At 70.2% G+C, this 23,115-nt stretch carries 24 protein-coding genes; 10 read left to right on the forward strand and 14 right to left on the reverse strand.

Going from position 1 to position 23,115, the window contains the following annotated elements; translation table 11 throughout:
• Positions 1 to 223: 223 nt before the first annotated feature.
• From thiL to ribD, 6 genes are read right to left on the reverse strand one after another with little or no spacing between them, the layout of a single operon-like run.
• Positions 224 to 1,192 carry a thiamine-phosphate kinase gene (gene thiL, locus AAFN86_RS26465; RefSeq protein ID WP_347546617.1) on the reverse strand — a complete coding sequence of 323 codons (969 nt, stop codon included), beginning with the start codon at positions 1,190 to 1,192 and terminating at the stop codon, positions 224 to 226.
• Positions 1,189 to 1,683 (reverse strand): transcription antitermination factor NusB, encoded by a 495-nt coding sequence (gene nusB, locus AAFN86_RS26470; protein WP_347546618.1) that lies wholly within the window; start codon positions 1,681 to 1,683, stop codon positions 1,189 to 1,191. Before nusB ends, thiL begins: the two co-directional genes overlap by 4 nt.
• Positions 1,680 to 2,165: a 6,7-dimethyl-8-ribityllumazine synthase gene (ribH, locus tag AAFN86_RS26475; RefSeq protein ID WP_347546619.1), complete on the reverse strand. Its 486-nt coding sequence runs from the start codon at positions 2,163 to 2,165 to the stop codon at positions 1,680 to 1,682. Before ribH ends, nusB begins: the two co-directional genes overlap by 4 nt.
• Positions 2,162 to 3,298, reverse strand: coding sequence for a 3,4-dihydroxy-2-butanone-4-phosphate synthase (ribB, locus tag AAFN86_RS26480; protein WP_347546620.1), 1,137 nt, complete (start codon positions 3,296 to 3,298; stop codon positions 2,162 to 2,164). Before ribB ends, ribH begins: the two co-directional genes overlap by 4 nt.
• The gene (locus AAFN86_RS26485; protein ID WP_347546621.1) at positions 3,295 to 3,906 is read right to left on the reverse strand and encodes a riboflavin synthase; all 612 of its coding nucleotides are present in this window, start codon (positions 3,904 to 3,906) and stop codon (positions 3,295 to 3,297) included. Before AAFN86_RS26485 ends, ribB begins: the two co-directional genes overlap by 4 nt.
• Positions 3,906 to 5,012 (reverse strand): bifunctional diaminohydroxyphosphoribosylaminopyrimidine deaminase/5-amino-6-(5-phosphoribosylamino)uracil reductase RibD, encoded by a 1,107-nt coding sequence (ribD, locus tag AAFN86_RS26490; RefSeq protein ID WP_347546622.1) that lies wholly within the window; start codon positions 5,010 to 5,012, stop codon positions 3,906 to 3,908. The genes AAFN86_RS26485 and ribD overlap by 1 nt, the downstream gene beginning before the upstream one ends.
• 240 nt (positions 5,013 to 5,252) lie before the next feature.
• Between ribD and AAFN86_RS26495 the strand changes: the two genes are divergently transcribed.
• On the forward strand, positions 5,253 to 6,074 hold the full coding sequence (locus tag AAFN86_RS26495; RefSeq protein ID WP_347546623.1) for a class I SAM-dependent methyltransferase: 822 nt from the start codon (positions 5,253 to 5,255) through the stop codon (positions 6,072 to 6,074).
• Positions 6,075 to 6,179: 105 nt separating this feature from the next.
• Here the strand turns inward: AAFN86_RS26495 and nrdR are convergent, their stop codons facing one another.
• Genes nrdR through rpiB form a run of 3 tightly spaced genes read right to left on the reverse strand, consistent with a single transcriptional unit; the run spans position 6,180 to position 8,450 of the window.
• Complete coding sequence (nrdR, locus tag AAFN86_RS26500) at positions 6,180 to 6,635, reverse strand: transcriptional regulator NrdR (RefSeq protein WP_347546624.1); 456 nt, start codon at positions 6,633 to 6,635, stop codon at positions 6,180 to 6,182.
• Between the two features lie 13 nt (positions 6,636 to 6,648).
• A complete protein-coding gene (gene glyA / locus AAFN86_RS26505; RefSeq protein WP_347546668.1) occupies positions 6,649 to 7,983 on the reverse strand; it encodes a serine hydroxymethyltransferase in 1,335 nt (444 codons plus the stop codon).
• Positions 7,983 to 8,450, reverse strand: a complete 468-nt coding sequence (gene rpiB / locus AAFN86_RS26510; protein WP_347546625.1) for a ribose 5-phosphate isomerase B — start codon at positions 8,448 to 8,450, stop codon at positions 7,983 to 7,985. Before rpiB ends, glyA begins: the two co-directional genes overlap by 1 nt.
• A gap of 95 nt (positions 8,451 to 8,545) precedes the next feature.
• Here rpiB and AAFN86_RS26515 point away from each other — a divergent pair, with 95 nt between their 5' ends.
• Positions 8,546 to 9,673, forward strand: coding sequence for a glycosyl transferase family 90 (locus AAFN86_RS26515; protein ID WP_347546626.1), 1,128 nt, complete (start codon positions 8,546 to 8,548; stop codon positions 9,671 to 9,673).
• Between the two features lie 325 nt (positions 9,674 to 9,998).
• Here the strand turns inward: AAFN86_RS26515 and AAFN86_RS26520 are convergent, their stop codons facing one another.
• Positions 9,999 to 10,751 (reverse strand): methyltransferase domain-containing protein, encoded by a 753-nt coding sequence (locus tag AAFN86_RS26520; protein WP_347546627.1) that lies wholly within the window; start codon positions 10,749 to 10,751, stop codon positions 9,999 to 10,001.
• A gap of 174 nt (positions 10,752 to 10,925) precedes the next feature.
• Positions 10,926 to 11,729, reverse strand: coding sequence for a sulfotransferase (locus AAFN86_RS26525; protein ID WP_347546628.1), 804 nt, complete (start codon positions 11,727 to 11,729; stop codon positions 10,926 to 10,928).
• Between the two features lie 81 nt (positions 11,730 to 11,810).
• Between AAFN86_RS26525 and AAFN86_RS26530 the strand changes: the two genes are divergently transcribed.
• The 7 genes from AAFN86_RS26530 to AAFN86_RS26560 all read left to right on the forward strand — a co-directional run bounded on the left by AAFN86_RS26530 (position 11,811) and on the right by AAFN86_RS26560 (position 19,578).
• The gene (locus tag AAFN86_RS26530) at positions 11,811 to 12,764 is read left to right on the forward strand and encodes a sulfotransferase (protein ID WP_347546629.1); all 954 of its coding nucleotides are present in this window, start codon (positions 11,811 to 11,813) and stop codon (positions 12,762 to 12,764) included.
• Between the two features lie 106 nt (positions 12,765 to 12,870).
• Positions 12,871 to 13,485 (forward strand): hypothetical protein, encoded by a 615-nt coding sequence (locus AAFN86_RS26535; protein WP_347546630.1) that lies wholly within the window; start codon positions 12,871 to 12,873, stop codon positions 13,483 to 13,485.
• Positions 13,478 to 14,455: a glycosyltransferase family 2 protein gene (locus AAFN86_RS26540; RefSeq protein WP_347546631.1), complete on the forward strand. Its 978-nt coding sequence runs from the start codon at positions 13,478 to 13,480 to the stop codon at positions 14,453 to 14,455. Before AAFN86_RS26535 ends, AAFN86_RS26540 begins: the two co-directional genes overlap by 8 nt.
• Positions 14,445 to 16,718, forward strand: a complete 2,274-nt coding sequence (locus AAFN86_RS26545) for a glycosyltransferase (RefSeq protein ID WP_347546632.1) — start codon at positions 14,445 to 14,447, stop codon at positions 16,716 to 16,718. The genes AAFN86_RS26540 and AAFN86_RS26545 overlap by 11 nt, the downstream gene beginning before the upstream one ends.
• A 172-nt stretch (positions 16,719 to 16,890) precedes the next feature.
• Positions 16,891 to 18,216, forward strand: a complete 1,326-nt coding sequence (locus AAFN86_RS26550; RefSeq protein WP_347546633.1) for a PLP-dependent transferase — start codon at positions 16,891 to 16,893, stop codon at positions 18,214 to 18,216.
• Complete coding sequence (gene hemB, locus AAFN86_RS26555) at positions 18,213 to 19,268, forward strand: porphobilinogen synthase (RefSeq protein ID WP_347546634.1); 1,056 nt, start codon at positions 18,213 to 18,215, stop codon at positions 19,266 to 19,268. Before AAFN86_RS26550 ends, hemB begins: the two co-directional genes overlap by 4 nt.
• Complete coding sequence (locus AAFN86_RS26560; protein WP_347546635.1) at positions 19,261 to 19,578, forward strand: hypothetical protein; 318 nt, start codon at positions 19,261 to 19,263, stop codon at positions 19,576 to 19,578. Before hemB ends, AAFN86_RS26560 begins: the two co-directional genes overlap by 8 nt.
• Before the next feature lie 52 nt (positions 19,579 to 19,630).
• Here AAFN86_RS26560 and AAFN86_RS26565 read toward each other — a convergent pair whose 3' ends face one another.
• Positions 19,631 to 19,966 (reverse strand): GYD domain-containing protein, encoded by a 336-nt coding sequence (locus AAFN86_RS26565; RefSeq protein WP_347546636.1) that lies wholly within the window; start codon positions 19,964 to 19,966, stop codon positions 19,631 to 19,633.
• 222 nt (positions 19,967 to 20,188) lie between these two features.
• Here AAFN86_RS26565 and AAFN86_RS26570 point away from each other — a divergent pair, with 222 nt between their 5' ends.
• On the forward strand, positions 20,189 to 20,983 hold the full coding sequence (locus tag AAFN86_RS26570; protein WP_347546637.1) for an SDR family oxidoreductase: 795 nt from the start codon (positions 20,189 to 20,191) through the stop codon (positions 20,981 to 20,983).
• Here the strand turns inward: AAFN86_RS26570 and AAFN86_RS26575 are convergent.
• On the reverse strand, positions 20,977 to 21,813 hold the full coding sequence (locus AAFN86_RS26575) for an alpha/beta hydrolase (protein ID WP_347546638.1): 837 nt from the start codon (positions 21,811 to 21,813) through the stop codon (positions 20,977 to 20,979). The two genes, AAFN86_RS26570 and AAFN86_RS26575, sit on opposite strands and share 7 nt — an antisense overlap.
• Before the next feature lie 32 nt (positions 21,814 to 21,845).
• Positions 21,846 to 23,051: a CaiB/BaiF CoA-transferase family protein gene (locus tag AAFN86_RS26580; RefSeq protein WP_347546639.1), complete on the reverse strand. Its 1,206-nt coding sequence runs from the start codon at positions 23,049 to 23,051 to the stop codon at positions 21,846 to 21,848.
• Positions 23,052 to 23,115 lie beyond the last annotated feature (64 nt).

Genomic DNA, 23,115 nt, shown 5'->3' on the forward strand with positions numbered 1-23,115 from the left:
CCGAAGATCCTCCGACAGCGCCTTGGTCATGACCGTCGGCCTCCACTCCGACCGTCAGCTTGAATCAGATCCCTCCCGCGTCGCGGAAGAACAAAGATTCAGGCAGGTCGGAAAACGCTCTAGTGGGGGCGTGAGGCACCGCCTCTCGCGGAGGGGGCAAAGCCCTCGCGGTCTTTTCACCGAGGCACGCGGTCCCGGCCCCGACGGCCCGATCAGACCGGGCTCAGAAATGGCTCCATCCGCCGCGCACCAAGTTGATCGGCCGCCCATTCCGGCCAAGCACCGCCACCTCCGGCTCACCGGCGACCATGCGCCCGATTCGCGTGATGGCCACGCCGGCCTGCGTCGCCGCGTCCAGCAGCGCCGTGGCCGCGCCCGGGGCCGCGGCAAACAGCAGTTCATAGTCGTCGCCGCCGGATAGGATGGTCGTCAGCAACGCCGGATCGGCCATGATAAGGCCGCGCGCGGCCGCCGAAAGCGGCACGGCCTCCGCCTCGATCACCGCACCGCAGCCCGCCGCCCGGCACAGATGCCCAAGGTCCTGCACCAGGCCATCCGACACATCCATACCGGCGCGGGCGATGCCGGCGATCCCCTGCCCCAGCGCCAGCCGGGGTTCCGGCAGGCGGTAGCGCCGCGCCAGATGCCCCGCCACGTCGCCGGGGAGGTCCCCACGAAGAACGCGCAGGCCCAGCGCGCCGTCCCCGATCGACCCTGACACCCACACATCGTCGCCCGGCTGCGCGCCGGCGCGACGCATCACCGCGCCGGGAGCCACGGTGCCAAGGATGGTCAGCGAAAGACAGGTCGGCCCCGGCGTGGCTGCCGTGTCACCACCGAGCACCGTCAGGCCGAAATCGCGCTGATCCTCGGCCAGGCCCTGGGCGAAGCCGGCGATCCAGGCGTCGGGCGTGCCGCGCGCCAGCACCGTCGTCATCAGGTAGCCAAGCGGCACCGCACCCATCGCCGCCAGGTCCGACAGGTTCACCCGCAGCAGCTTGCGCCCGATGGTCCCGGGCGGATCGTCGGGCAGGTAGTGCACGCCCTCGACCATCGCGTCCGCAGCGATCACCAGCCGCCGCCCGGCGGGGATGTCCAGCACCGCCGCGTCATCCGCGAGGTCGAGCGCCCCCTCCCCCGCCAGCGGGCGGAAGTGGCGGGCAATCAGCGCGAATTCAGCGGGCAGGCTCACCGCGCCGCCCCGAACTCCGTCGGGCGCAGCGTGTGGGCCATGGCGTCCAGCACGCCATTGGCGAAGCGCGAGGTTTCCTCATCGAGGAAGCCGCGCACGATATCGAGGTATTCGTTGATCACGACGCGGGCCGGCGGCTCGGTGCCGGCCATCAGCTCGGCCGCGGCGGCGCGCAGCAGGGCGCGCAGCACCGGGTCCAGCCGCTCCAGCGTCCAGTCCTTCTGGAGATGCGTGCGGATCTCGGCATCCGTCGCCTCGGACCGCGTCGCGGCGGCCTTCAGGATCGCCTCAAACAACGGGATATGGGCGAGCGGGATGCGGCCATCCTCGAAGGTATCGTCAGACCCGCCGGCGCCGATGCGGTGGCGGATGAACTGGTGGGCGACCGTCTCGGTCGTCTCGCCGGTCTGCTCGGCCTGGAACAGGGCCTGCACGGCGGCGACGCGCGCGCCGGTGCGCGGCCGGCCGGTCGGCTTGGGCGGCTTGCTCATCCTGCGATGCCCCATCCGCGGGCGAGCGCGATCTGGGCCAGCACGGCGTGCGCCGCCTCGCCCCCCTTGTTCATGCGGTCGTCGCGCGACCGCGCCTCGGCCTGGGCCAGGCTGTCCACCGTCAGCAGGCCGAAGCCGATCGGCGCGGCGGAGGCGGTCGAGATGTTCATCACGCCGTTGCAGATGGCATCGCAGATGAAGGTGTAGTGGTCGGTCTCCCCCTTCACCACGCAGCCCAGCAGCAGGAAGCCATCCCAGCGGCCCGGCAGCTTCAGCGCCATGGCGAGCGCGGCCGGCAGTTCGAAGCCGCCGGCGACCTCGGCGACATCCACCTTGGCATCGACATCGGCGAAGACGCGCCGCGCGCCGCGGAGCATGCCGTCCACCACCTCCCGGTAATAGGGCGCCGCGAGGACCAGGATGCGCGGCGCGGGGCCGGCGAGCGTGGCAGCGCCGCGCTCGGGGGAATCAAGGGTGCTCAATTGGTGCTGTCCGTGGTGATGGGCCGGATCTCGACGTCTTCGATGCCGTAGCCCTCGAGGCCGACGATCGGCCGCGGGTGGTTGGAAAGGCGGATCATGCGCGACACGCCGAGATCGGCGAGGATTTGCGCGCCGATGCCGTAGTCGCGCAACTCCGGCGCGGCGGCGCGGCCACGGCCGCGGCGGATCTGGTCCGACAGCCCGTCGGTGCGGCTATCGCGCAGCAGCACGACGACGCCGCGCCCCGCCTCGGCGATCATGCGCATCGCGCCGTGCAGTTCCCCGATCGTGCGGCCGGCCACGAGGTCGTTGATCAGGGACGCGGCGTGCATGCGCACCAGCACGGGATCGTCGCCGGCGGTCACATCACCCTTGATGAGGGCGAGGTGCTCGCCCGGTGCGACGGTGCTGCCATAGACCACGGCGCGCCATTCGCCGCCGATCGCCTGCGGCAGGATCGATTCCTCGACGCGGCGGACCAGGCGCTCGGTGCGCCGGCGATGGCCGATCAGGTCGGCGATGGTCCCGAGCTTGAGCCCGTGATGCTGAGCGAAGGCGACCAGGTCCGGCATGCGGGCCATGGTGCCGTCGTCGTTCATGATCTCGCAGATCACGCCGGCCGGGTTCAGCCCGGCGAGGCGCGAGAAATCCACCGCCGCTTCGGTGTGGCCGGCGCGGACCAGCGTGCCGCCTTCGCGCGCCACCAGCGGGAAGACATGGCCGGGCGTGACGATGTGGTCGCGCCCCAGGTCGGGGTTGATGGCGACGGCGACGGTCTTGGCGCGGTCGGCAGCGGAGATGCCGGTGGTCACGCCGTCGCGCGCCTCGATGCTGACCGTGAAGGCGGTCGCGTGGCGCGTGCCATTCGACTGTGCCATCAGCGGCAGGCCCAGTTGCTCGACCCGCTGGCGCGTCATCGCCAGGCAGATCAGCCCGCGCGCATAGCGGGCCATGAAATTGATCGCATCGGGCGTGGCGAACTGGGCCGGGATGACGAGGTCGCCCTCATTCTCCCGGTCCTCGTCATCGACCAGGATGAACATGCGCCCCGAACGCGCTTCCTCGAGCAGTTCCTCGGTCGGTGAGAGGAAGTCCGAGAAGGTCGTGCGGACGGTGTCGGTGGTCGCGCTCAACGCTCATACTCCCGCAGCCGCGCGACATAGCGCGCCATCATGTCCACTTCGATATTGACCTTGTCGCCGGGCTGCAGCGTGCCGAAGGTGGTGATCGAGGCGGTATGGGGGATGATGTTGACCCCGAAGACCGGCCCGTCAACCTCGTTGACGGTCAATGAGACGCCGTCGATCGCCACCGACCCCTTGGGCGCCACGAAACGGGCCAGCGCTTCCGGCAAGCGGAAGCGCCAGCGCACGGACGCATTCTCCGGCGTCGCGGACACCACCTCGGCCACGCCATCGACATGGCCCGCGACGAGGTGGCCGCCGAGCTCGTCGCCGATGCGCAAGGCGCGTTCGAGATTGATCCGCGCGCCCTGCTTCCAACCGCCCAGGGTGGTCATGGCCACCGTCTCGGCGGAACAATCGACCGAGAAGGCATCGGCGGCCAGATGCACCACCGTCAGGCACACGCCCGAACATGCGATGGAGGCGCCAATGGCGGCCGGCGCCGGTTCCGCCAGGAAGGCGGGCGAGGTTCCGATGACCAGGCGCAGGTCGTGGCCGCCGCCGATCGGCTGCACCTCCCGCACCGTGCCGAGGTCCGTCACGATCCCGGTGAACATCAGGCGACCTCCGCAATGGATTCGTATTCGGTGAGCAGATCCGCCCCGAGCGGCCGGATGGCCACCCTGCGGAAGCGTGGCATGGCGGCGAGTGCCGCGAGGCGCAAGCCCTCGGTCGCCGGATGGCCATCCCCGCCCATCACGGCCGGGGCGTGGAACCAGGCGAGACGATCGACAAGCCCGGCGCGCAGCAATCCGGCGGCAAGGCCGGCCCCACCTTCGGCCAGCACCCGCGTCACGCCGCGCCGGGCCAGCGCGCCGAACATCGCCCGCAGATCGAGCCCCGTCTCAGCGGCGGGGACGGTCAGCATCTCGACCCCGGCGGCGATGAAGGGGGCGAGCACGCCCGGCGCATGGCCGGGGGTGGTGACGATGCAGGTGGGCGCGGTGGTGGCGGTGGCGACCAACCGCGCGGTGGGCGGGCTGCGCAGCCGCGCATCGGCGACGACGCGCAGCATCCGCACGCGCTCCATGCCCGGGATGCGGCAGGTCAGGTCCGGGTCATCGGCCAGCACGGTGCCGGACCCGACCAGGATGGCATCGTGGCGGGCGCGCAGCGCATGGGCCTCCCGCCTGGCCTCGGGGCCGGTGATCCAGCGGGATTCGCCGGTGGCGGTGGCGATACGGCCGTCGAGGGTGGTAGCGAGCTTCAGCGTCACCACGGGCAGCCCGGCTTCGATGCGGCGGAAGAAGCCGGCGTTGAGGGCGCGGGCCTCGGCTTCCAGCAGGCCTTCCTCGACCACGATGGCGGCGTCGCGCAGCAGGCCGACGCCACGGCCATTCACCCGCGGATCCGGATCGCGCATGGCCATCACCACGCGGGCAACGCCGGCCGCCGTCAGGGCATCGCAGCAGGGCGGTGTGCGGCCGTGATGGGAGCAGGGTTCCAGGGTGACATAGGCGGTGGCACCGCGGGCATTGGCGCCGGCCCGGCGCAGGGCCTCGGTTTCCGCATGGGGCCGGCCGCCCGGCTGGGTCCAGCCGCGGCCGATGACGCGACCATGCTTCACCAGCACACAGCCCACCGCGGGGTTGGGCCAGGTGTTGCCGAGGCCACGACGGGCCAGCGCCAGGGCGGCGCGCATGTGCTGGAGATCGTCCGACATGGAGGGATGGTGATGTAGCCCTTGTGCGGCGCGGCGACCATCCGGCTGTCGCGCAGCCCAGCCCCGCTACCACGCCGGCGTGGCACGCCCCCGGCGGCAGACAAGAGCCCGGCGCCATGATGCCCGGAACCGCGCCGTCGCATCCGGCGCCGCATGGCGCATTTTCCCTTGCGAATTGAAAATTATTTACCGCCCCGGTCGTGTGCCATGATCGGCACCGGATACCGCAAGGAGGCGTGAGTGACTCAGGACGTGGCGAGCCACTACAGCAGCACGGTCGATCTGGCCGGCAGCATCCTCGCCGCGCTGCGCGGGGCGGGAAAGGATCTCGACACGCTGACGACCGCCGACCTGCGATCGGTCGATGAATTCCACATCCGCGGCCACGCCGCGACGCTGGAGATCGCCGGTCAACTTGGCCTCGATTCTGCGTCCCATCTGCTCGACATCGGCAGCGGGCTGGGCGGCCCCGCCCGCAGCATCGCCGAGGCCGAAGGCTGCCGCGTCACCGGCATCGACCTGACGCAGGCCTTCTGTGACGCGGCGACTGCGCTCACGGCCCGGGTGGGCCTCGCCGACCGGGTCGGGTTCCGCCAGGCCGACGCGACCCGGCTGCCATTCGACGACGCGGCCTTCGATGCCGCGATGACCATTCATGTCGCCATGAACATCGCGGGCAAGGACAGCATGTACGCCGAAGCGCGGCGCGTGCTGAAGCCCGGCGGTCGCTTCGTGGTCTACGACGTCCTGCAGGGAGAAGGCGGCGACGTCGTCTTTCCGGTCCCCTGGGCCCGCGACCCGTCGATCAACCATCTGGCGACGCCGGAGACGATGCCCGCGCTGCTGGCACAGGCAGGCTTCCGGCTCCTGGAGACGCAGGACTCGACGGCAGAAAGCCAAGCCTGGTTCGAAGCCATGGCCGCGCGGCTGGCGACAGCCCCGCCGGCCGTCAGCTTCCGGATCTTCCTCGGCGAGGACTTCCCGGTCATGGCGCGAAACCAGGTCACCAACCTGCGGGAGCGGCGGATCCGCACTGTGACCTATGTGTGCGAGGCCCTCTGAAGCGAACGGCAGCGACACCGCCGATGCCGGCTTGCCGGCAGTGGCGGGGCGCTGGCAGCCCCAGGCCAGCACGGTAACCGACAGCTTCAGGGGGCGACGGCGCCGCTACTCCTTGCCGCCCAGCTCGCCCAGGAAAGCCTGGAAATCCTTCGCCTCGCTGAAATTGCGATAGACACTGGCGAAGCGGACATAGGCGACCTGATCGAGTTCCCTCAGCGATTCCATCAGCAATTCGCCGATCTTGCGCGACGGGATCTCGGTCTCGCCCTCGGTCTCCAGCCGGCGCTGGATGGAGTTCACCAGCCGCTCGATGCGGTCCTCGTCGACCGGGCGCTTGCGCAGCGCCACGCGCACCGACCGGGCCAGCTTCTCCCGGTCGAAGGGCACGCGCCGGCCATCGGTCTTGAGGACGGTGATCTCGCGCAGCTGGACCCGCTCGAAGGTGGTGAAGCGCGCCCCGCAGGCGGCGCAGGCGCGCCGGCGACGGATCGCCGCGGCGTCCTCGGCCGGGCGGCTGTCCTTCACCTGCGTGTCCTCGGCGCCGCAGAAGGGGCACTTCATCCGGGCGGGCCCCTCAGCCCGGATAGACGGGGAAGCGGCGGCAGAGTTCGAGCACCTTGGCCGACACCGCGTCCTCGACCGCCGCATTGCCGGCCGCGTCGTTGGCTTTCGCCGCGCCGTCCAGCACTTCCCCGATCAGGCGGCCGACCTCGCGGAACTCGGCCGTGCCGAAGCCGCGGGTGGTGCCGGCCGGGGTGCCGAGGCGCACGCCGGAGGTGACCATCGGCTTTTCCGGGTCGAAGGGAATGGCGTTCTTGTTGCAGGTCAGGTGGGCGCGGTTGAGCGCCGCCTCGCCCGCCTTGCCGGTCAGCTTCTTGGGCCGCAGGTCCACAAGCAGCAGGTGGTTGTCGGTGCCGCCGGTCACCAGGTCGAGGCCCTGGGCCTTCAGCTCCTCGGCCAGCGCCTTGGCGTTCGCAACGACCGCGGCGGCATAGGCGCGGAAGTCGGGCTTCAGCGCCTCCCCGAAGGCCACGGCCTTGGCGGCGATGACATGCATCAGCGGCCCGCCCTGCAGCCCGGGGAAGACCGCCGAGTTGATCTTCTTGGCGATCGCCTCGTCATTCGTCAGCACCATGCCGCCGCGCGGGCCGCGCAGCGTCTTGTGCGTGGTGGTGGTGGTGACGTGGGCATGCGGCACCGGGCTGTCATGCGCGCCACCGGCCACAAGGCCGGCGAAATGCGCCATGTCCACCATGAAATAGGCGCCGACTTCATCCGCGATGGCGCGGAAGCGGGCGAAGTCCCAGGCGCGGGCATAGGCCGACCCGCCGGCGACGATGACCTTGGGCTTCGACTCGCGGGCGATGCGCGCGACCTCGTCCATGTCGATGCGCTGGTCCTCGCGCCGCACCGTATAGGGCGCGACCTTGAACCACTTGCCCGATTGGTTGGCCGGCGAGCCGTGAGTCAGGTGCCCGCCCGCGGCGAGATCCAGACCCATGAAGGTATCGCCCGGCTGCATCAGGGCGAAGAACACCGCCTGGTTGGCCTGCGCGCCGGAATGGGGCTGCACGTTGGCGAAGCCGCAGCCGAATAGTTGGCAGGCGCGCTCGATGGCCAGTCGCTCGGCCACGTCCACTGCCTCGCAGCCGCCATAGTAACGGCGGCCGGGATAGCCCTCGGCGTATTTGTTTGTGAGCACGCTGCCCTGGGCCTCGAGCACCGCCTTCGAGACGATGTTCTCGGATGCGATCAGCTCGATGCCGTCCTGCTGGCGAACCAGTTCCTGCGCAACGGCAGCGGCGATGGCCGGGTCGGCCGCGGCCAGGGGCGCGCGGAAGAAGGTCTCGGGGGGGCTGCCGGCGGCAGGGCCGTCCGGTGCGCGGAGAGGGCTGGGGGCGGGGCGCATCATGCGGCCGGTTTTGCGCCGGGCGGCGCCAGCTTGGCAAGGCGGCGATCATGGCGGCCACCCTCATAGGGCGTCCCCAGGAAGGCGCGGAGCGCGTCGAGGGCGACCTCCACCCCCACCGTGCGGGCGCCGAAGCAGGCGACGTTCGCGTCGTTATGGGCCCGGGTCAGGCGGGCTTCGGTGCCGTCATGCAGCACCGCGGCACGGATGTCCGGATGGCGGTTGGCGGAGATCGCCATGCCGATCCCGGTGCCGCAGACCAGCACGCCGCGATCGGCCCGCCCGCCGGCCACCGCCGCGCATACGGCGTGGGCGAAGTCCGGATAATCGACGGAATCGGGTCCGTGGGTGCCGTGGTCCGTCACCGCATGGCCGGCGGCTTCAAGCGCCGCGCGCAGTGCGTCCTTGAGCGTCAGCCCGGCATGGTCGGAACCGATGGCGATGGATGCAGGCGTGGTGCTGGTCATGGTGCGATGGATCTGCCCGATGCATAGGGTGGAAGCGGCGCGAAACCCCGCGCGGCATCGACTGGCCGCGGGGTTTCTGGCAGAAGCCGGCCCGGATGGAAATCCTAGAAAACCGACAGCCCGGCCTCGACGCGATTCGAGCCTCGGACCTCGCCTTCCATTTCGGCGAGCTGATCGAAGGCCCGATCTTCGACCCGCGCGACTTCCGCGGCGACCCGACCCGGCTGGATGCCAACCTGGTGGGCGTGGTGAAGGGCCAGCCGGGACTGCTGCTGGGCCGCGAATTCGCCGGCAAGGTCGACCATGGGGAAGGCCGGCTGCGATCCGTCGAAGCGAAGCCCGTCGCCATGACCGAACGGCTGGTCAATATCGCCAATCGCGCCCTCGGCCTTGTCTCGGACGGCACCGCGATGCTGCTGTCGATGAACGACGCGCGTTCCGTGGACTGGACGCGGCAGTTGCGCGCGCAGCGGCCGGTGGCGGTGTTCCAGCACAACCGGAGGATCGACCGGCAGGCGGTCATCGTCCCGCTGCTGACCCACCACACCTACCCCTCCCCGTCCATCCCGATGCTCGATGACCGGACGGCGCTGCGCGACAAGGCTTCGCGCATCGTCTGGCGCGGCACCCTGCGCGGCACCCGGCCTTTCGATGCGGATTACCGGTTCCTGATGCGCGTGCTGCGCGAGGATCATCTGCCCGAGGCAGAGGCCGTCGCGCTGCTGGCGAAATTCCCCCGCTTCGCGCTGACCATGGCGACCCGCCAGGCGGATTTCTGCGACATCGGCTATGTTCGCAGCCCCGACGTGGCGGCTGCCGCGGCGCGCTACCCGATCCTCGAAGCCGGGTTCCGCGCACCGATGCGGGCGGCCGAGCAGATCGCCTCGCGCTACATCCTCGCACTCGACGGCAATGACTGGGCATCGAACGTCTATTGGGCGTTCAACAGCAATTCCCTGGTGATCCGCGAGGCGTCGCCCTGGCAGGCCTATGGCGACAACTACTTCCGGCCCTGGGTGCATTTCGTGCCGTTCGACGGCGGCGTCGCCGACTTGGCCGACAAATTCGCCTGGTGCGAGACGCATCTGCCCGAGGCGGAACGCATGGTCGCCAACGCCCGCGCCGCCTGGGCGCTGCTGTTCGATCCGACGCTGCACCCGGCGCGCATCCGCATGGTGCATGAGCATTACGACACGCTGTTCCGGCGTTCGATCGGCGGCTGATTCGCAACGCCCTGTCCTGGGCGCAGGCGGCTCTGCCGCGGTCGGCAAGATCACCATCTTCCGGCGCCTCGACGATCTCGCGACGCGGCCCCCGGCGCAATGACCGTGCGCCGTGCCGAGATGTCGCTTTCCTCCCGTAGAGTGGCCGCACGACCATCCATATGGCGCTCAGCACGACGCACACCCAGGCGAGGCAACACCTCGATGCCCAACACCAAAAAGACCGCATTCCAAAGGGCCGCAGCCCTTTGGTGGGGTGGCTTGGAGGGGCAACGCCCCTCCAACCTGCGCGCGTACCGCCCCCCCCTTGCGGCGCCGCGCTTCCCTACCGCCGCCGCAGCAGGAACGCCGCGCCCGACACCTCGTAGCTCTCCTGCGGCCCCAGTGGCGAGGCGGCGAGCCGTTCGGCCATGGCCGCATCCGGCCGGCGATAGATGTTCGGATACACCTCGGCGAGCGCCATCCCGCCGCTGCCCATCTCGGCGCACAGCCGCGAATAGGGCACCCGGTTGATGTTGGCGTCGACGTAGACGAAATGCGCGACGGCCGCGGCATGGGACGCCGGCATCGCCTTCTCCGCCACCAGATAGGCGGCGAGCGAGACCTGGTCGTGCAGCAGGTGGTCCCAGGCGGCAAGTGGGTTCGACTTGTCGGTGAAGCGGTAGTCCACGCCCTCGATCGACACCCAGACATGATGGCCGTGCGGGCCGGACCAGATCGGCCCGCCATGCACCAGCGCATGGCCGCCCGGCGCCATCACCTGGGCCAGGCTTTCGGTCCAGGCCGCCGGGTCGGGGATGTGTTCGGCGACCGCGACGCCAAAGGCGGCATCGAAATGCCCCGGCGGGAAGGCTTCATGCAGGCGGCGGGCGTCGATCTTACGAAAGCTGATCGCCTCCGACAATTGGCCGGTGCTGATGCCATGGCCGACATTGGTGACGACCACCTCCCGCGCGCCGGCCTCGAGCAGCATGCGTGCGGTCTCGCCGCGGCTGTCGCCGCCGATCTCTAGCACCCGCTTGCTGGCGATGTCGCCATGCTGGCGCAGCAGGTCGACATTGTGCCGCCGGTAATCCATCCAGTTTCCCGTTTCATGCCGAGTCCTGCGGGACGATGGCCCAGATCGTGATGCGGCGGAAGGCGACCCCGCCGTCCTCCGTTCGGGATATCGGCCACCGGCGCAGGTCGCCATTCCAGCGCGGCGCGGCGGTGGCGGCGCCCGGACAGTGGCCATGGCGGGGCGAACGGCCCCTCAGGCGGCGTGCCGAGACAGCCCGGCGACCAGCGCGTCCCGCACGGCGGCGGGCATGGGCAGTTCGGGGCCCACGAAGACCGGCTCCCCGGCCCGCGACCCGACCGCCGGGTGCCAGGGCAGGCCGAGGAATTCCACGACGCGCGCCAGGAAGTCCCCCGGTGCCGCCGCCACCTCTTCGATCCGGGCCGTCAGCACCTGCTCGGCGCCGAAGGCGGCGGTCCAGGCCGCAATGATGCGCCGGTAATCCGCCCGCGCCAGCACATCGGGCAGCGCGGCCGCCGCGAGGAAATCGAAATCCTGCTGGCCGCGCGACAGCATGCGCAGATGCGACCAGCAGCGTTCGACCGGGTCGCGCATCAGGAAGATGATCTTCATGCGCGGATTCAGCCGCTGCACATGCGCGATGCCGCCAGCCGGCAGCAGGCTGTATTCCGGGGTGATCTCGCCACAGGACCGGTCGGGGGGCGCATGGGCGAAGACGCGCCCGTACCACTCGTCCGACAGCGGCTCGGTGGCGACCGCGCTGATGCCGTGCAGCGTCACGAGGTCGAGCGGACCATCCCCGCATTGGCGGATCAGGCGCCGTGCCGCGGCCTCGGCATGGGTCTGCCGATGGCGGCCGGTCCAGCCCCGGTGGCCCGGGATATGGACGTCGTTGAAGTACTGGAGTTCCTTGATCCAGGGCATCCAGAGCCCCGGATGCCGGCGCAGATTGGCGTCAAGCCAAGTGGTGCCCGCCTTCTGCGCCCCGATGCAGAGGAAGTCGGGATAGCGCAGGCCAGGCACGGATGGGTGGGGCATGTTGCCCTTTCCTCTGGCATGACCGGGCGCTAAGGGAAAGCCTTGCCAGCGTTTCGGAGCGCCGGCCGGCTGGAGCCCTGGATGCTGGACAAGATCGCGCCGGAGGATGGCGGTACACCCGCGCTGCCCGACCGCCGCAGCCCCCATTTCGCGCCACTGTCCTTCGAACGCGCCGCGCGCCCGGATTTCCTGTGCATCGGGGCGCAGAAGGCCGGCACCACCTGGCTGCACGCCAATCTGCGCACCCATCCCGCCCTGCTGCTGCCCCCGGTGAAGGAGGTCGCCTATTTCTCGACCCGCTACATCCCCGGCTGGGCCAAGGCCGATGCGGATCATCGCGCCCACCAGGTCGCCCAGGCGCGCGAGCACTGGAACCGCCCCGACCTGATGGATCCGGTGCGGGTCCGCCCGCAGTTCCGTGCACGCATCCTCGCCATCCTCGATGCGCTGTCGCGCGAACCGATGGACGATGCCGACTACGCCGCGCTGTTCAAGGATTGCGGCATCGACCAGTTGTGCGGGGAGATCTCCCCGCAATACGCCGTGCTGCCGCGCGAGGGCATCCGCCACGCCCTGTCGTTCAATGCGAACCTCAAGGTCATCGCGCTGCTGCGCCACCCGGTCGCGCGCGCGATGTCCCACCTGGCGATGCTGTGCGGCAAGGACCCGACCACCGAGCGCATGAAGGAGATCGCGCTGTCCAACTGGTGGAACGGCGTCGCCTGGTATTCCGACTACGCGACCTGGCTGCTGCGCTGGAAGGGCATGCTGCCGCCGGGGCAGCTGCATATCGACTTCAACGGGCTGATCCGCGACGACCCGATGGGCGTGCTGCGCCGCATCTGCGACTTCCTTGGCGTGCCCTTCGCCGAGGACCGCTTCCCCAAGGCGCGCGAGCGCGTCTTCGAGGGCAGCCGCCCGACCGGCGATACCAGCGAGGTCCGCGCCATCGTCACCGAGAAACTGGCACCGCTGTTCGACGACCTGCACCGTCGCCTGCCCGAGGTCGCCGCGGCGCTCGAACGCCACGGCTGATCCATCCGCGTCGCCGGGAGCGTCACCGCCACGATCTGCCGCTTTCGCGGTTGCACCATGGCACCTATAACGCAGACGCAGGCCTGCCCCGAACCCGCGAGCTGACATGATGGACGCGACACCGGACCGATCCGCAGCCGTGCCGCCGGCAGAGCCGGTGGAGGTGGCGGCGCTGCGGGCAGAACTCGCCGAGTTGCGCGCCCGCTTCGACGCCTTCGAACGCATCATCCAGCTGCGCGATGCGATGGATCGGGCGGCCGCGGCCGGCGCCGCCGTCGTGCCGCCGGCCCCTGCCGCCGCGCTGCCGTCCGACTACGAGATCGCCGCCGACCAGCTGCTACCGGCGCAGGATGGTTTCTACCAGCTCGAATGGGGTCCCGAGGGGGCCTTCCGCTGGACCGGCCCGGGCGAGGACGTGCATTTCGAGGCCTGGCTCGATCGCTCCGCGCCGCTGCGGGCCACCCTCACGCTGTTCCATTTCGGCACGCCGGCCAATGCGAAGGACATGACGATCCTGGTCGATGGCATCGCCGTCACGCTGGAGCGGGAGGGAGCCGGCAAGGTGCTGCACGCCGCGCCGATCCCGCCGCGCGATGGCGATGGGCCGACGCTCTTCACGCTGCATGTGCCGCATGTCCATTCGCCCGCCGCCGCCCGCGGCGCGGCGGACAGGCGACGCCTTGGCATCGCTTTCCAGCGCCTGCGCATCGCCCGTGACTGACCTGCCCGGCGTGCCTGGGCCCCTGCCCGCCTGCCGGATCACCGCGGCGATCTGCACCTATGAACGCTATGACCTGCTGCCCGGCGCCATTGCCTCGGTCCTCGGACAGTCCCTGCCGGACGGCGCCTTCGAACTCATCGTCATCGACAATTCGCCCGACCCGGCCCGTTCGGCGCGCGAAGCGGCCGCCTTCGCCGATCATCCCGGCCTGACCTGGCGGCACGAGCCGCGGCCCGGCCTGTCCAATGCGCGCAACGTCGCCGCACGCCTGGCCCGCGCGCCGGTCATCGCCTTCCTGGACGACGACGCCCGCGCCGATCCCGTCTGGCTGGCCAGCATCGCCGAATGCTTCGACCAGTTCGGCGATGCGGTGAAGGTCGTCGGCGGCCGCATCCGCCCCTGGTGGGGCGCCCCGCGCCCCGATTGGCTGCCCGATGAGATGCTCGGCGACATCACCGTGGTTGATCTTGGCCCCGAACGCCGGCTGCTCGACGAGGGCGAATGGGTCGCCGGGGCCAATATCGCCTTCCGTGTCGCCGCGTTGCAGGACGCCGGCTGGTTCGACACCTCGCTCGGGCGCACCGGCAGCGGTGCCAGCCTGCTCTCGGCCGAGGAGACGGCGCTGACCGACCGCATCAAGGCGCAGGGCGGTCTGGTGGCCTATGACCCGCTCGGCGCTGTCGACCATTGGGTGGACCCGGAACGGCTGACGCAGCGCTGGTTCCGTCGCCGGGCGGCCTGGCAGGCGGTGTCCGACTACCTGCGCGATCCCAAGGGCAAGATGGCGCGGCGCGACCAGGCCTGGGCCGGGATGAAGGACTTCCTGATCACCTGCAACCCGGCCGACCGGACCATGCGCGGCCTGGCCTTGCGGCGGGAGGCACCGGCCGATTTCCGCTGGCAGACCTCGGCCGTCTACAACGCCGTGACGGCGATGCTCGCCGGACTGGACGAGCAGGATGACGTCTGAGGCGCCTGCGGGGTCATGGGCGGGGCTGCGCGTCCTCGTCGTCTCGCCGGTGCCGACCTGGCCGGTCACCTTCGGCAACCGCAACCGCATCGTCCAGGTGAACCGTGCCCTGCAGCGCGAAGGCGCGCGGGTCGCGCTGCTGCACTATCCGTCCGACGAGGAATGGCGCACCCGGCTGCCGCGCGACGCCATGGCCGGGATGGCCGCGCAATGGGACGAGGTCTTCCACTGTCCCGTCACCCGCCCGCTGCACACCCGCCCCGCCGAGGGGCTGGACCACGCCGCGGATGACTGGTGGGACCCGGCGCTCGGCCAGATGCTCGACTGGCTGTTCAGGATCGGGCGCTATGACGCGCTGCTGGTGAACTACACATGGCTGTCCAGGGCGCTCGAACACGCGCCGGCCGGCGTGCTGCGCATCCTCGACACCCATGACCGCTTCTCCGGCCGGCGCGAACTGCTCGCCGCCCAGGGCCTGCCGGCCGAATACTTCCACACCACCGAGGCGCAGGAGCGCCTGGCGATCGAGCGCGCGGACCTGGTCTGGGCGATCAAGGACCAGGAGGCGGATTTCTTCCGCGGCCTGACCGTCAAGCCGGTGCGCACGCTGCTGCACCTGGAACCGGCCGCGCCTCCGGGTCCGGCGCGGCCGGCCGACGGCGTGCTGCGGCTCGGCATCGTCGGCGGACGCAACAACATCAACGCCACCAATATCCGCCGCTTCCTTCGCGCCGCCGACGCCTATCTGCGCCGCACCCTGCTGCCGGTCGAGATCGTGGTGGCGGGATCGGTCTGCGACCTGCTCGAAGGGCTGCGCATGCCCTTCCTGCGACAGCTCGGCGGGGTCGAGAGCATGGATGCGCTGTATGACCAGGTCGATGCCGTGCTGGCGCCGCTGGCCTTCTCGACCGGGCTCAAGATCAAGGTCGGCGAGGCGCTGTCGCGCGGCAAGCCGCTGGTCAGCCACGCCCATGCCTTCGAGGGCTATGTCCCGACCCACCCTTTCCACGAATGCGCCGATTTCGACGCCATGCTGCGCGCCGTTCACCGCCTGGCGCGCGAACCGGGGATGCTCGCGGAACTGGCGGAGGCATCGGCCCGGTCCGTTGCCGCAGCTGGTACCGGCATCGCCGCCACCCTGGCCCATGCCGGGGCGCTCGCCCTCGCATTGCCGGCCTCGCTGGTGGTGGTGCTGCGCTTCGACCAGGCGCGGCGGGGCAGCCTGCTGTTCGATCATATCCTGGACGTGGCGCGCTATGCCGGCTTCCGCGCGCCGGTCGCCCTGCATCTGAGCGGCGATCCCGCCACCGCCGACCTGGGGGCGCTGCGGCTGCTGGCCGCGCGCGGCCGGCTGGTCGTGGACCCCGCGGGCGGAACGCTGCCCGATGCCGTTGCCCGCGCCCTGTTCGACGACGGCAAGCCACGCTATGCGGGGCTGGCCGAAGTGCTGGCCGCGCCGCACCTGGCGGCCTGGTTCGCCACGCTGCCCGAACCGCCGGCGGCAGGGACGGTGCGCACGAGGCTGGGCATCGCCCATGCCGGGGCACTCGCCCTCGATGGCAGCCTCGACGACCGCCTGACCGGGCTGGCCGCCGCCTTTCCGCGCTTCCTGCTCGCCGAGGAAGCGCCGTCCCGCGCCGCCGCGGCGATCGCCCATGCCGGCGGGCTCGAACGCGCGGCCGTCCCGCTGCTGTGGCGCGGGGAGGACAGCCGGCTGCTGGCGGCAATGCGCCAGGGTGCGCCCGGCGGCCCGGTCGCGCTGCTGGCCGAGGACGCGGCCGCGGCGGATCTGGTGCCGCTGCTCGCCTTTCTGACGACCACGCTGGGCCGCGAGGTGACGATCTTCGCACCCGAGGCGCGGGTCCCGGACTGGCCATCGGACGGGCCGCTGGCGGTGCGCCGCGCCGCGATCTCGATGGCCGCGCCCACGGATGCCTTCGATCCGGCGCGCTGGCAGCGGCGGCGCCCGGCATTCTTCATCGAGCACGGCCGCCCGGCTGCCGCACGCCCGGCGCGGGAGATCGCGCTGCGTGCCGGCATCGCCCATCTGCGCAGCGGCGATGCGGCGGCGCCCGACGCGGTCTCGACCGCCCCGGCACACGGCTACCGCGCGCGCGGCTTCGTCTCGGCGGCACTGGTGCTGGCCATGCTGCACCACCGCGCAGAATTGCCGGCAGCCGGCGCGGATGCCGCCGAGGAACTGGGCCGGGATGCCGGCTGGGCCCATATCTGGGGGCAACTGAGCCGACTCCTCGCCGCGTGACGCGCCCCGGCCGGAGCGCGCGGCGGGTTATGAAATTCCTCCCCCGCGCCATCGGCGGGCAATGTCATTGTCCGGAGGCCGGGACGCACGCCATGCTTGCATTTCCCTTTCGTTGCGGCGCAACCCGTGGCACTTGATGCCCCCTGGGAAGACGCCGCAACGGAGGTTACCGATGTCCGCACCGAATTGGACGAACCCCGAAACCATTGCCTTGCATACCGGCTGGCGGGCAGACCCCTCGACCGGGTCAGTGGCGGTGCCGATCCACCAGACCACCTCCTACCAGTTCCAAGACACCGGGCATGCGGCGCGGCTGTTCGGCCTGGAGGAAATGGGCTTCATCTACACCCGCCTGATGAACCCGACCCAGGACGTGCTGGAAAAGCGCATCACGGCGCTGGAGGGCGGCGTCGCCGCGCTCGCGCTCGGGTCGGGCCAGGCGGCGACGGCCTTTTCCGTGATGAACCTGTGCCAGCCGGGCGACAACATCGTCAGTAGCACGGACCTGTATGGTGGCACCTGGAACCTGTTCGCCAACACGCTGAAAAGCGTGGGCATCGAGGTCCGCTTCGTCGATCCCGCCGACCCCGAGGCCTTCGGCCGCGCGACCGACGCCAGGACGCGCTGCTACTACGCCGAGACGTTGCCCAATCCGAAGCTCGAGGTCTTCCCGATCGCCGAGGTTGCGGCGGTCGGGCGCAAGATCGGCGTGCCGCTGATCATGGACAACACGGCCGCGCCGGTGCTGTGCAAGCCTCTCTCGCTCGGCGCCGCCATCGTCATGCATTCCACCACCAAGTGGATCGGCGGGCATGGCACAAGCATCGGCGGCGTCGTCGTCGATGGCGGCAATTTCGACTGGGAGGCGCATGCCGACCGCTTCCCGACGCTGAACAAGCCCGACTCGTCCTATCACGGCGCGGTCTGGACGCAGGCGGTCAAGCCACTGGGACCGATCGCCTACATCATCCGCATGCGGGTGATCCTGCTGCGCGACCTGGGCGCGCCGATGGCGCCGATGAATGCCTTCCTGACGCTGCAGGGGCTGGAGACGCTGCCGCTGCGCATGGAACGCCATTGCGAGAATGCGCTGCGCGTCGCGGCGCATCTGGCGCAGCACCCGGCGGTGGCGAAAGTGATCCATCCATCGCTGATGACCGGGGAGACGAAGCGGCGCGCCGACGCGGCCCTGCGCGGCGGCTACGGCAGCCTGATGGGCATCGAGCTGAAGGGCGGCAAGGAAGCCGGACAGCGCTTCATCGAGGCGCTGAAGATGTTCTACCACGTCGCCAACATCGGCGATGCGCGCAGTCTCGCCATCCATCCGGCGACCACCACGCACAGCCAATTGTCGGAAAGCGAGCAGGCGGCCTCCGGTGTCTCGCCGGGCTATATTCGTCTGTCGATCGGCATCGAGCATATCGACGACATTCTCGCCGACCTCGACCAGGCGCTGGCCGCCGCGACGGGCCCCAGCATGAAGGCCGCGGCCGAATGAACGCCGACCGTCGCCAGGGGGCGCCCTTCGCCATCGAGGCGCCCGACATACGGGGCGCCTACCCGACGGTGCGGATGCGGCGCAACCGGCGCGACGGCTGGACCCGCAGGCTTGTCGCGGAGAACACCCTGTCGGTCGATGACCTGATCTGGCCGATCTTCGTCATCGAGGGGACCAACGAGGAACGGCCGGTCGCGTCCATGCCCGGCCAGACGCGCGTGACGGTGGACCGTGTGGCGCGGCATGTGGAAAAGGCCGCGAAGCTCGGTATCCCCGCGATCGCCATCTTTCCGGCGACGCCGGTCGAGGCGAAGGATGCCGAGGGCACCGAGGCGCTGAACGCCAACAACCTGATCTGCCGCGCGGCGCGTGAATTGAAGCGCGCCTTCCCTGACTTCGGGCTGGTCGGCGATGTCGCGCTCGACCCCTATACCGACCACGGCCATGACGGGGTGATCCGGGAAACGCGCACGGGCGACTACGTCCACAATGACGACAGCGTCGCCATCCTGGTGCGCCAGGCGCTGAACCAGGCCGAGGCCGGCATCGACGTGATCGCGCCATCCGACATGATGGACGGGCGGATCGGGGCGATCCGGTCCGCATTGGATGCGGATGGCTTCATCGACACGCGCATCATGTCCTATGCAGCGAAGTATGCCTCGGCCTTCTACGGCCCGTTCCGCGATGCGCTCGGGTCGGGCAAGGCGCTGCGTGGTGACAAGAAGACCTACCAGATGGACCCGGCCAATTCGGACGAGGCGCTGCGCGAAGTGGCGCTCGACCTCGCCGAGGGTGCCGACATGGTCATGGTCAAGCCGGGCATGCCGTATCTGGACATCGTCCGCCGCGTGAAGGATCGCTTCGCGGTGCCCACCTTCGCCTACCAGGTGTCCGGCGAATACGCGATGATCATGGCCGCGGTGCAGAATGGCTGGATCGAGCATGAGCGCGCGATGATGGAAAGCCTGATGGGCTTCAAACGCGCCGGCGCAAGCGGCGTGCTGACCTATTTCGCCGTCGAGGCGGCCGAGCGGTTGCGCCATGGCTGAAGCGCGCCCGCACGCCGAGGATCTGCGGCGCCCTTGGCACGGCGCGTCCGACAGCGTCGGCAACCCCGAGGTCGTCGCCATCCGGCTGCACCGCGCCGAAGTCGAGGCGATGATGGTCTATCGGCGCTGCGCACCGGGTTCCGAGGAGCAGGCGCGCGCCTGGCGACGGCTTGCCACGCTGCGCGAAAGGCGCTGCGCGGTGATGCCGCCCGATGCGGTCTCGAGGTTGCCGCCGCTGCCAGCGGCTCCGACCGGAGCCATCTCGGCCTGGCAGAAACTGCGGCGTCGGTTCTTCCTGCGCCGGGATTGAGACGGGCAGTGTGAAGAAGGCGGCGCACGGCCGCCTTCTCCCCGATCAGGTGCTATTGTGGCGGCGGCGCGTAGGCGGCCTTCAGCTTCGCCGCCTTGTGCCGGACGCTCTTCACTTCCTCGGGCGACATCAGGCGCGTCAGCCTGACATTCCGAATGGCGCCGGTGGACGAGACGATGCCGCCGATCGCCGGCGCGGATTGCGGATCCGGGACATCGAAGATGACCAGCACGCCAGGTCCCTCCGCTGCCGTGCTGTAGAAGGAAACCAGCTTGCCGTCCGCTGCCTCGATCAGGCGCGTGACGGCTTCGACCCGGTTGGTATCGGGATTGGCCATCAAGCCGCGGATGGCCTCAGGCGTGTAGTTCGCCGTGATGCAGAACAGCATGGACCTTCCTCCTTCTGGTGGATCCCCGGCCGTGCCCGTCGCAGCACCTGCCGCGCTGCTTGCGGGTCACGACGACGTTATCGTCGAATGCCGATGCCAAGGCGGAATATTTCACTGATACTGCATGGATAAGCACTGCGACCGCATCCGTGACGGCGACCTGCGCATGGGTGGACGGCGCGGCGGCGGCAGGCGACGCTCCCGCCCGGGAGGAACCACCACATGACATCAGACTGGCTTGGACTGTCCGGCCGCGTCGCGATCGTGACCGGGGCTGCGGGTGGCATTGGCGGCGCGATCGCCGCTGAACTGGCCGCGGCCGGCGCAGCCGTCGGGCTGCTCGACCGCGACGGCGCGGCCGCGGCCGCATCAGCCGAAGCCTTGCGCGCCACCGGCGCCGCAGCCTTCGCCATCGGCTGCGACACCACCGATGAAGCCAGCGTCGCGGCGGCCTTCGCCGCCACGCGGGCCGCCCTCGGCCCCGCTTCGGTCCTGGTGAACAATGCCGGTATCCTGCGGCCGGGGCCGCTCGCCGAGATCCCGATCGCCGCATGGAATGCGCTGATGGCGGTCAACCTGACAGGCTACCTGGTCTGCGCCCAGGCGGCGCGCGCGCAGATGCTGGAGGCGGGTGGCGGCGCGCTGGTGCACATCGCCTCGATTGCCGCATCCAACCCGCAGCCGCGCAGCGGCGCCTACAGCCCGTCCAAGGCGGGGGTCGCGATGCTGTCGCGACAACTGGCGCTGGAATGGGGGCCGGATGGCATCCGCAGCAATGTCGTCAGCCCCGGGCTGATCCGCACGCCGCTATCGGAATCCTTCTACCAGGCGCCCGGTATCCTGGAGCGCCGCTCGGCCATGGTGCCCGGCCGGCGCGTCGGTACGCCACAGGACATCGCCGATGCGGTAACCTTCCTCGCCAGCCCCCGCGCGGCCTATGTCAACGGCGCGGAACTGCTGGTCGATGGCGGGCTGGACCAGGTGGTGCTGGAACTGACCCCCCGGCCCGGTTACTGAGCCAGGAAGTCGGCCACCAGAGCGATCTGCGCGGGATCCATCAGCGCCGGCGCGTGGCCGGCGCCGGCGATCTCGGCGAGTTGAACATGCGGGCCGGCGGCCATGGTCCGCGCCGTCTCCTCGAGCAGCAGGTCGCTCTCCGCACCACGGATCAGCAGCACGGGCACGCGTACCAGGCCCCATAGCGCCTTCATGTCCAGCGCCTGGGCCTCCTGCGCGCGGATCGGCGTGGCGATCGCGGGGTCGTAGTGCAGCAGGACGCCGCCATCCCGCGCCGGACGCGCCGAAGTCTCGGCCAAGTGGCGCCATTCGGCGTCGGTCAGGTTGCCGAAGGGCGCATGGACACGGCGCAGATGCGCCTCCAGCGCCGCGATGTCCTGGAATTCCGGCTGGCTGGCCATGTAGTCGCGGATGCGCGCCATGGCTTCCTGCGGCACGAAGCAGCCGACATCATTCAGCACCATGCGCCGGATCGGGTGGCCCGGCGTCGCCGCGATGCCCATGCCGCAGATGCCGCCCAGCGAGGTACCGACCCAATCCACCGGGCCGTCGAAGCGCGCCAGCAGATGCGACAGCGCCGCGACATAGACCGGCGGCTGGTACAGCATGGGATCGGGCAGCCAGTCCGATGCGCCGCGCCCGGGCAGGTCGGGGCAGATCACCCGCCGCCCGGCCCTGCCCAGCGCCTCGGCCAGGGGGTCGAAGTCGCGCCCCGACCGGGTCAGGCCATGCACGCAGATGACGGGCGCGCCGTCCTGCGGGCCCCATTCCCACCAGCGCATGGTGAAAAAGCCGGCAGGCGAGAGCCAACGAACCGCGCCATCGCGCATCGAACCCTACCCCTTCCCGCCGGCCACGCCGGCTACAGGATGCCCTTGGCGCGCAGGGCGTCGATTTCCGCTGCACCCATGCCGAGGATGCCCGACAGCACCGCCTCGGTATGTTCGCCCAGCACCGGCGGCGCCGAGCGGTAGGTGGGCGGCGTAGCGCTGAGTTTCACCGGGTTGGCGATAACCGTCACGGTGGCACCGCTGCCATGATGCATCTCAAGCGTCATGTTGCGCGCCTGGACATGCGGGTCCGCGAACACGTCCTTCAGCGTGTTGATCGGGCCGCAGCCGATCTTCTGCGCTTCCAGCGCGTCCACCCATTCGGTGGTGGTGCGGGACTTCATCACCGGGGTCAGCGTCTGTGTCACCAGGTCGCGGTTGGCGACGCGCTTGGGGTTGGTGGCGAAGCGTTCGTCGGCCAGCAGGTGCTCCTGGCCGAAGGCCTTGCAGAAGCGCTCGAAGGTCGGATCGTTGCCGACCGCGAGGATGATGTAGCCATCCTTGGTCGGGAATTCCTGGTACGGGCTGATGTTGGGATGCTGGTTGCCCAGCCGGGTCGGGTTCTCGCCGGTGGACAGGTAGTTCATGCCCTGGTTGGCCAGCCAGGCCACATGCGTATCGAGCATGCCGATGTCGATCTGCTGCCCCTGCCCCGTCGCGGTGCGGTGGTTCAGCGCGGCGAGGATGCCGATGCAGCCATACAGCCCGGCGAACAGGTCGGCGACCGGCACACCCGCCTTCTGCGGCGACCCGTTCGGTTCGCCGGTCAGCGACATGATGCCGCCCATCGCCTGGATCAGCGCGTCATAGCCCGGGCGCGGCGCATAGGGGCCGGACTGCCCGAAGCCGGTGATCGAGCAGTAGATCAGCCGGGGATACCTGTCCTTCAGCTGATCCCAGCCGAGGCCGTATTTCGCCAGCGCGCCGACCTTGAAGTTCTCGACCAGGATGTCGGAGGACTCCAGCAGGCGGTGCAGGATCGCCTGCGCCTCCGGCTTCGCCATGTCCAGCGTAACCGACTTCTTATTGCGGTTCACGCCGAGGAAATAGGCGGATTCCTTGGTCTCGGGCCAGAAGGGGGGCGCGAAGCCGCGGGTGTCGTCGCCGGCCTCGGGGCGTTCGATCTTGATGACCTCGGCGCCGAGGTCGCCCAGCATCTGCGTGCAGGTCGGCCCGGCCAGGACGCGGGTGAGGTCGAGGACGCGGAGACCCGAAAGCGGGCCGACGGGGCTGGTCATACGAAACTCCCTTGGCTGCTTCGTGATTAGTCGGCGCGCTGCGCTGCGGCAACCCGCCGATGAT

The organism is Roseomonas sp. CAU 1739 (assembly GCF_039839775.1).
Lineage (GTDB): Bacteria > Pseudomonadota > Alphaproteobacteria > Acetobacterales > Acetobacteraceae > Neoroseomonas.

Bases quoted from the DNA above. Each gene is read 5' to 3' on its own strand.
- nusB (WP_347546618.1), bottom strand. From the start codon at position 1,683: ATGAGCAAGCCGCCCAAGCCGACCGGCCGGCCGCGCACCGGCGCGCGC.
- AAFN86_RS26485 (WP_347546621.1), bottom strand. From the start codon at position 3,906: ATGTTCACCGGGATCGTGACGGACCTCGGCACGGTGCGGGAGGTGCAG.
- ribD (WP_347546622.1), bottom strand. From the start codon at position 5,012: ATGTCGGACGATCTCCAGCACATGCGCGCCGCCCTGGCGCTGGCCCGT.
- nrdR (WP_347546624.1), bottom strand. From the start codon at position 6,635: ATGAAGTGCCCCTTCTGCGGCGCCGAGGACACGCAGGTGAAGGACAGC.
- glyA (WP_347546668.1), bottom strand. From the start codon at position 7,983: ATGCGCCCCGCCCCCAGCCCTCTCCGCGCACCGGACGGCCCTGCCGCC.
- rpiB (WP_347546625.1), bottom strand. From the start codon at position 8,450: ATGACCAGCACCACGCCTGCATCCATCGCCATCGGTTCCGACCATGCC.
- AAFN86_RS26515 (WP_347546626.1), top strand. From the start codon at position 8,546: ATGGAAATCCTAGAAAACCGACAGCCCGGCCTCGACGCGATTCGAGCC.
- AAFN86_RS26520 (WP_347546627.1), bottom strand. From the start codon at position 10,751: ATGGATTACCGGCGGCACAATGTCGACCTGCTGCGCCAGCATGGCGAC.
- AAFN86_RS26525 (WP_347546628.1), bottom strand. From the start codon at position 11,729: ATGCCCCACCCATCCGTGCCTGGCCTGCGCTATCCCGACTTCCTCTGC.
- AAFN86_RS26530 (WP_347546629.1), top strand. From the start codon at position 11,811: ATGCTGGACAAGATCGCGCCGGAGGATGGCGGTACACCCGCGCTGCCC.
- AAFN86_RS26535 (WP_347546630.1), top strand. From the start codon at position 12,871: ATGATGGACGCGACACCGGACCGATCCGCAGCCGTGCCGCCGGCAGAG.
- AAFN86_RS26545 (WP_347546632.1), top strand. From the start codon at position 14,445: ATGACGTCTGAGGCGCCTGCGGGGTCATGGGCGGGGCTGCGCGTCCTC.
- AAFN86_RS26550 (WP_347546633.1), top strand. From the start codon at position 16,891: ATGTCCGCACCGAATTGGACGAACCCCGAAACCATTGCCTTGCATACC.
- hemB (WP_347546634.1), top strand. From the start codon at position 18,213: ATGAACGCCGACCGTCGCCAGGGGGCGCCCTTCGCCATCGAGGCGCCC.
- AAFN86_RS26560 (WP_347546635.1), top strand. From the start codon at position 19,261: ATGGCTGAAGCGCGCCCGCACGCCGAGGATCTGCGGCGCCCTTGGCAC.
- AAFN86_RS26565 (WP_347546636.1), bottom strand. From the start codon at position 19,966: ATGCTGTTCTGCATCACGGCGAACTACACGCCTGAGGCCATCCGCGGC.
- AAFN86_RS26570 (WP_347546637.1), top strand. From the start codon at position 20,189: ATGACATCAGACTGGCTTGGACTGTCCGGCCGCGTCGCGATCGTGACC.
- AAFN86_RS26575 (WP_347546638.1), bottom strand. From the start codon at position 21,813: ATGCGCGATGGCGCGGTTCGTTGGCTCTCGCCTGCCGGCTTTTTCACC.
- AAFN86_RS26580 (WP_347546639.1), bottom strand. From the start codon at position 23,051: ATGACCAGCCCCGTCGGCCCGCTTTCGGGTCTCCGCGTCCTCGACCTC.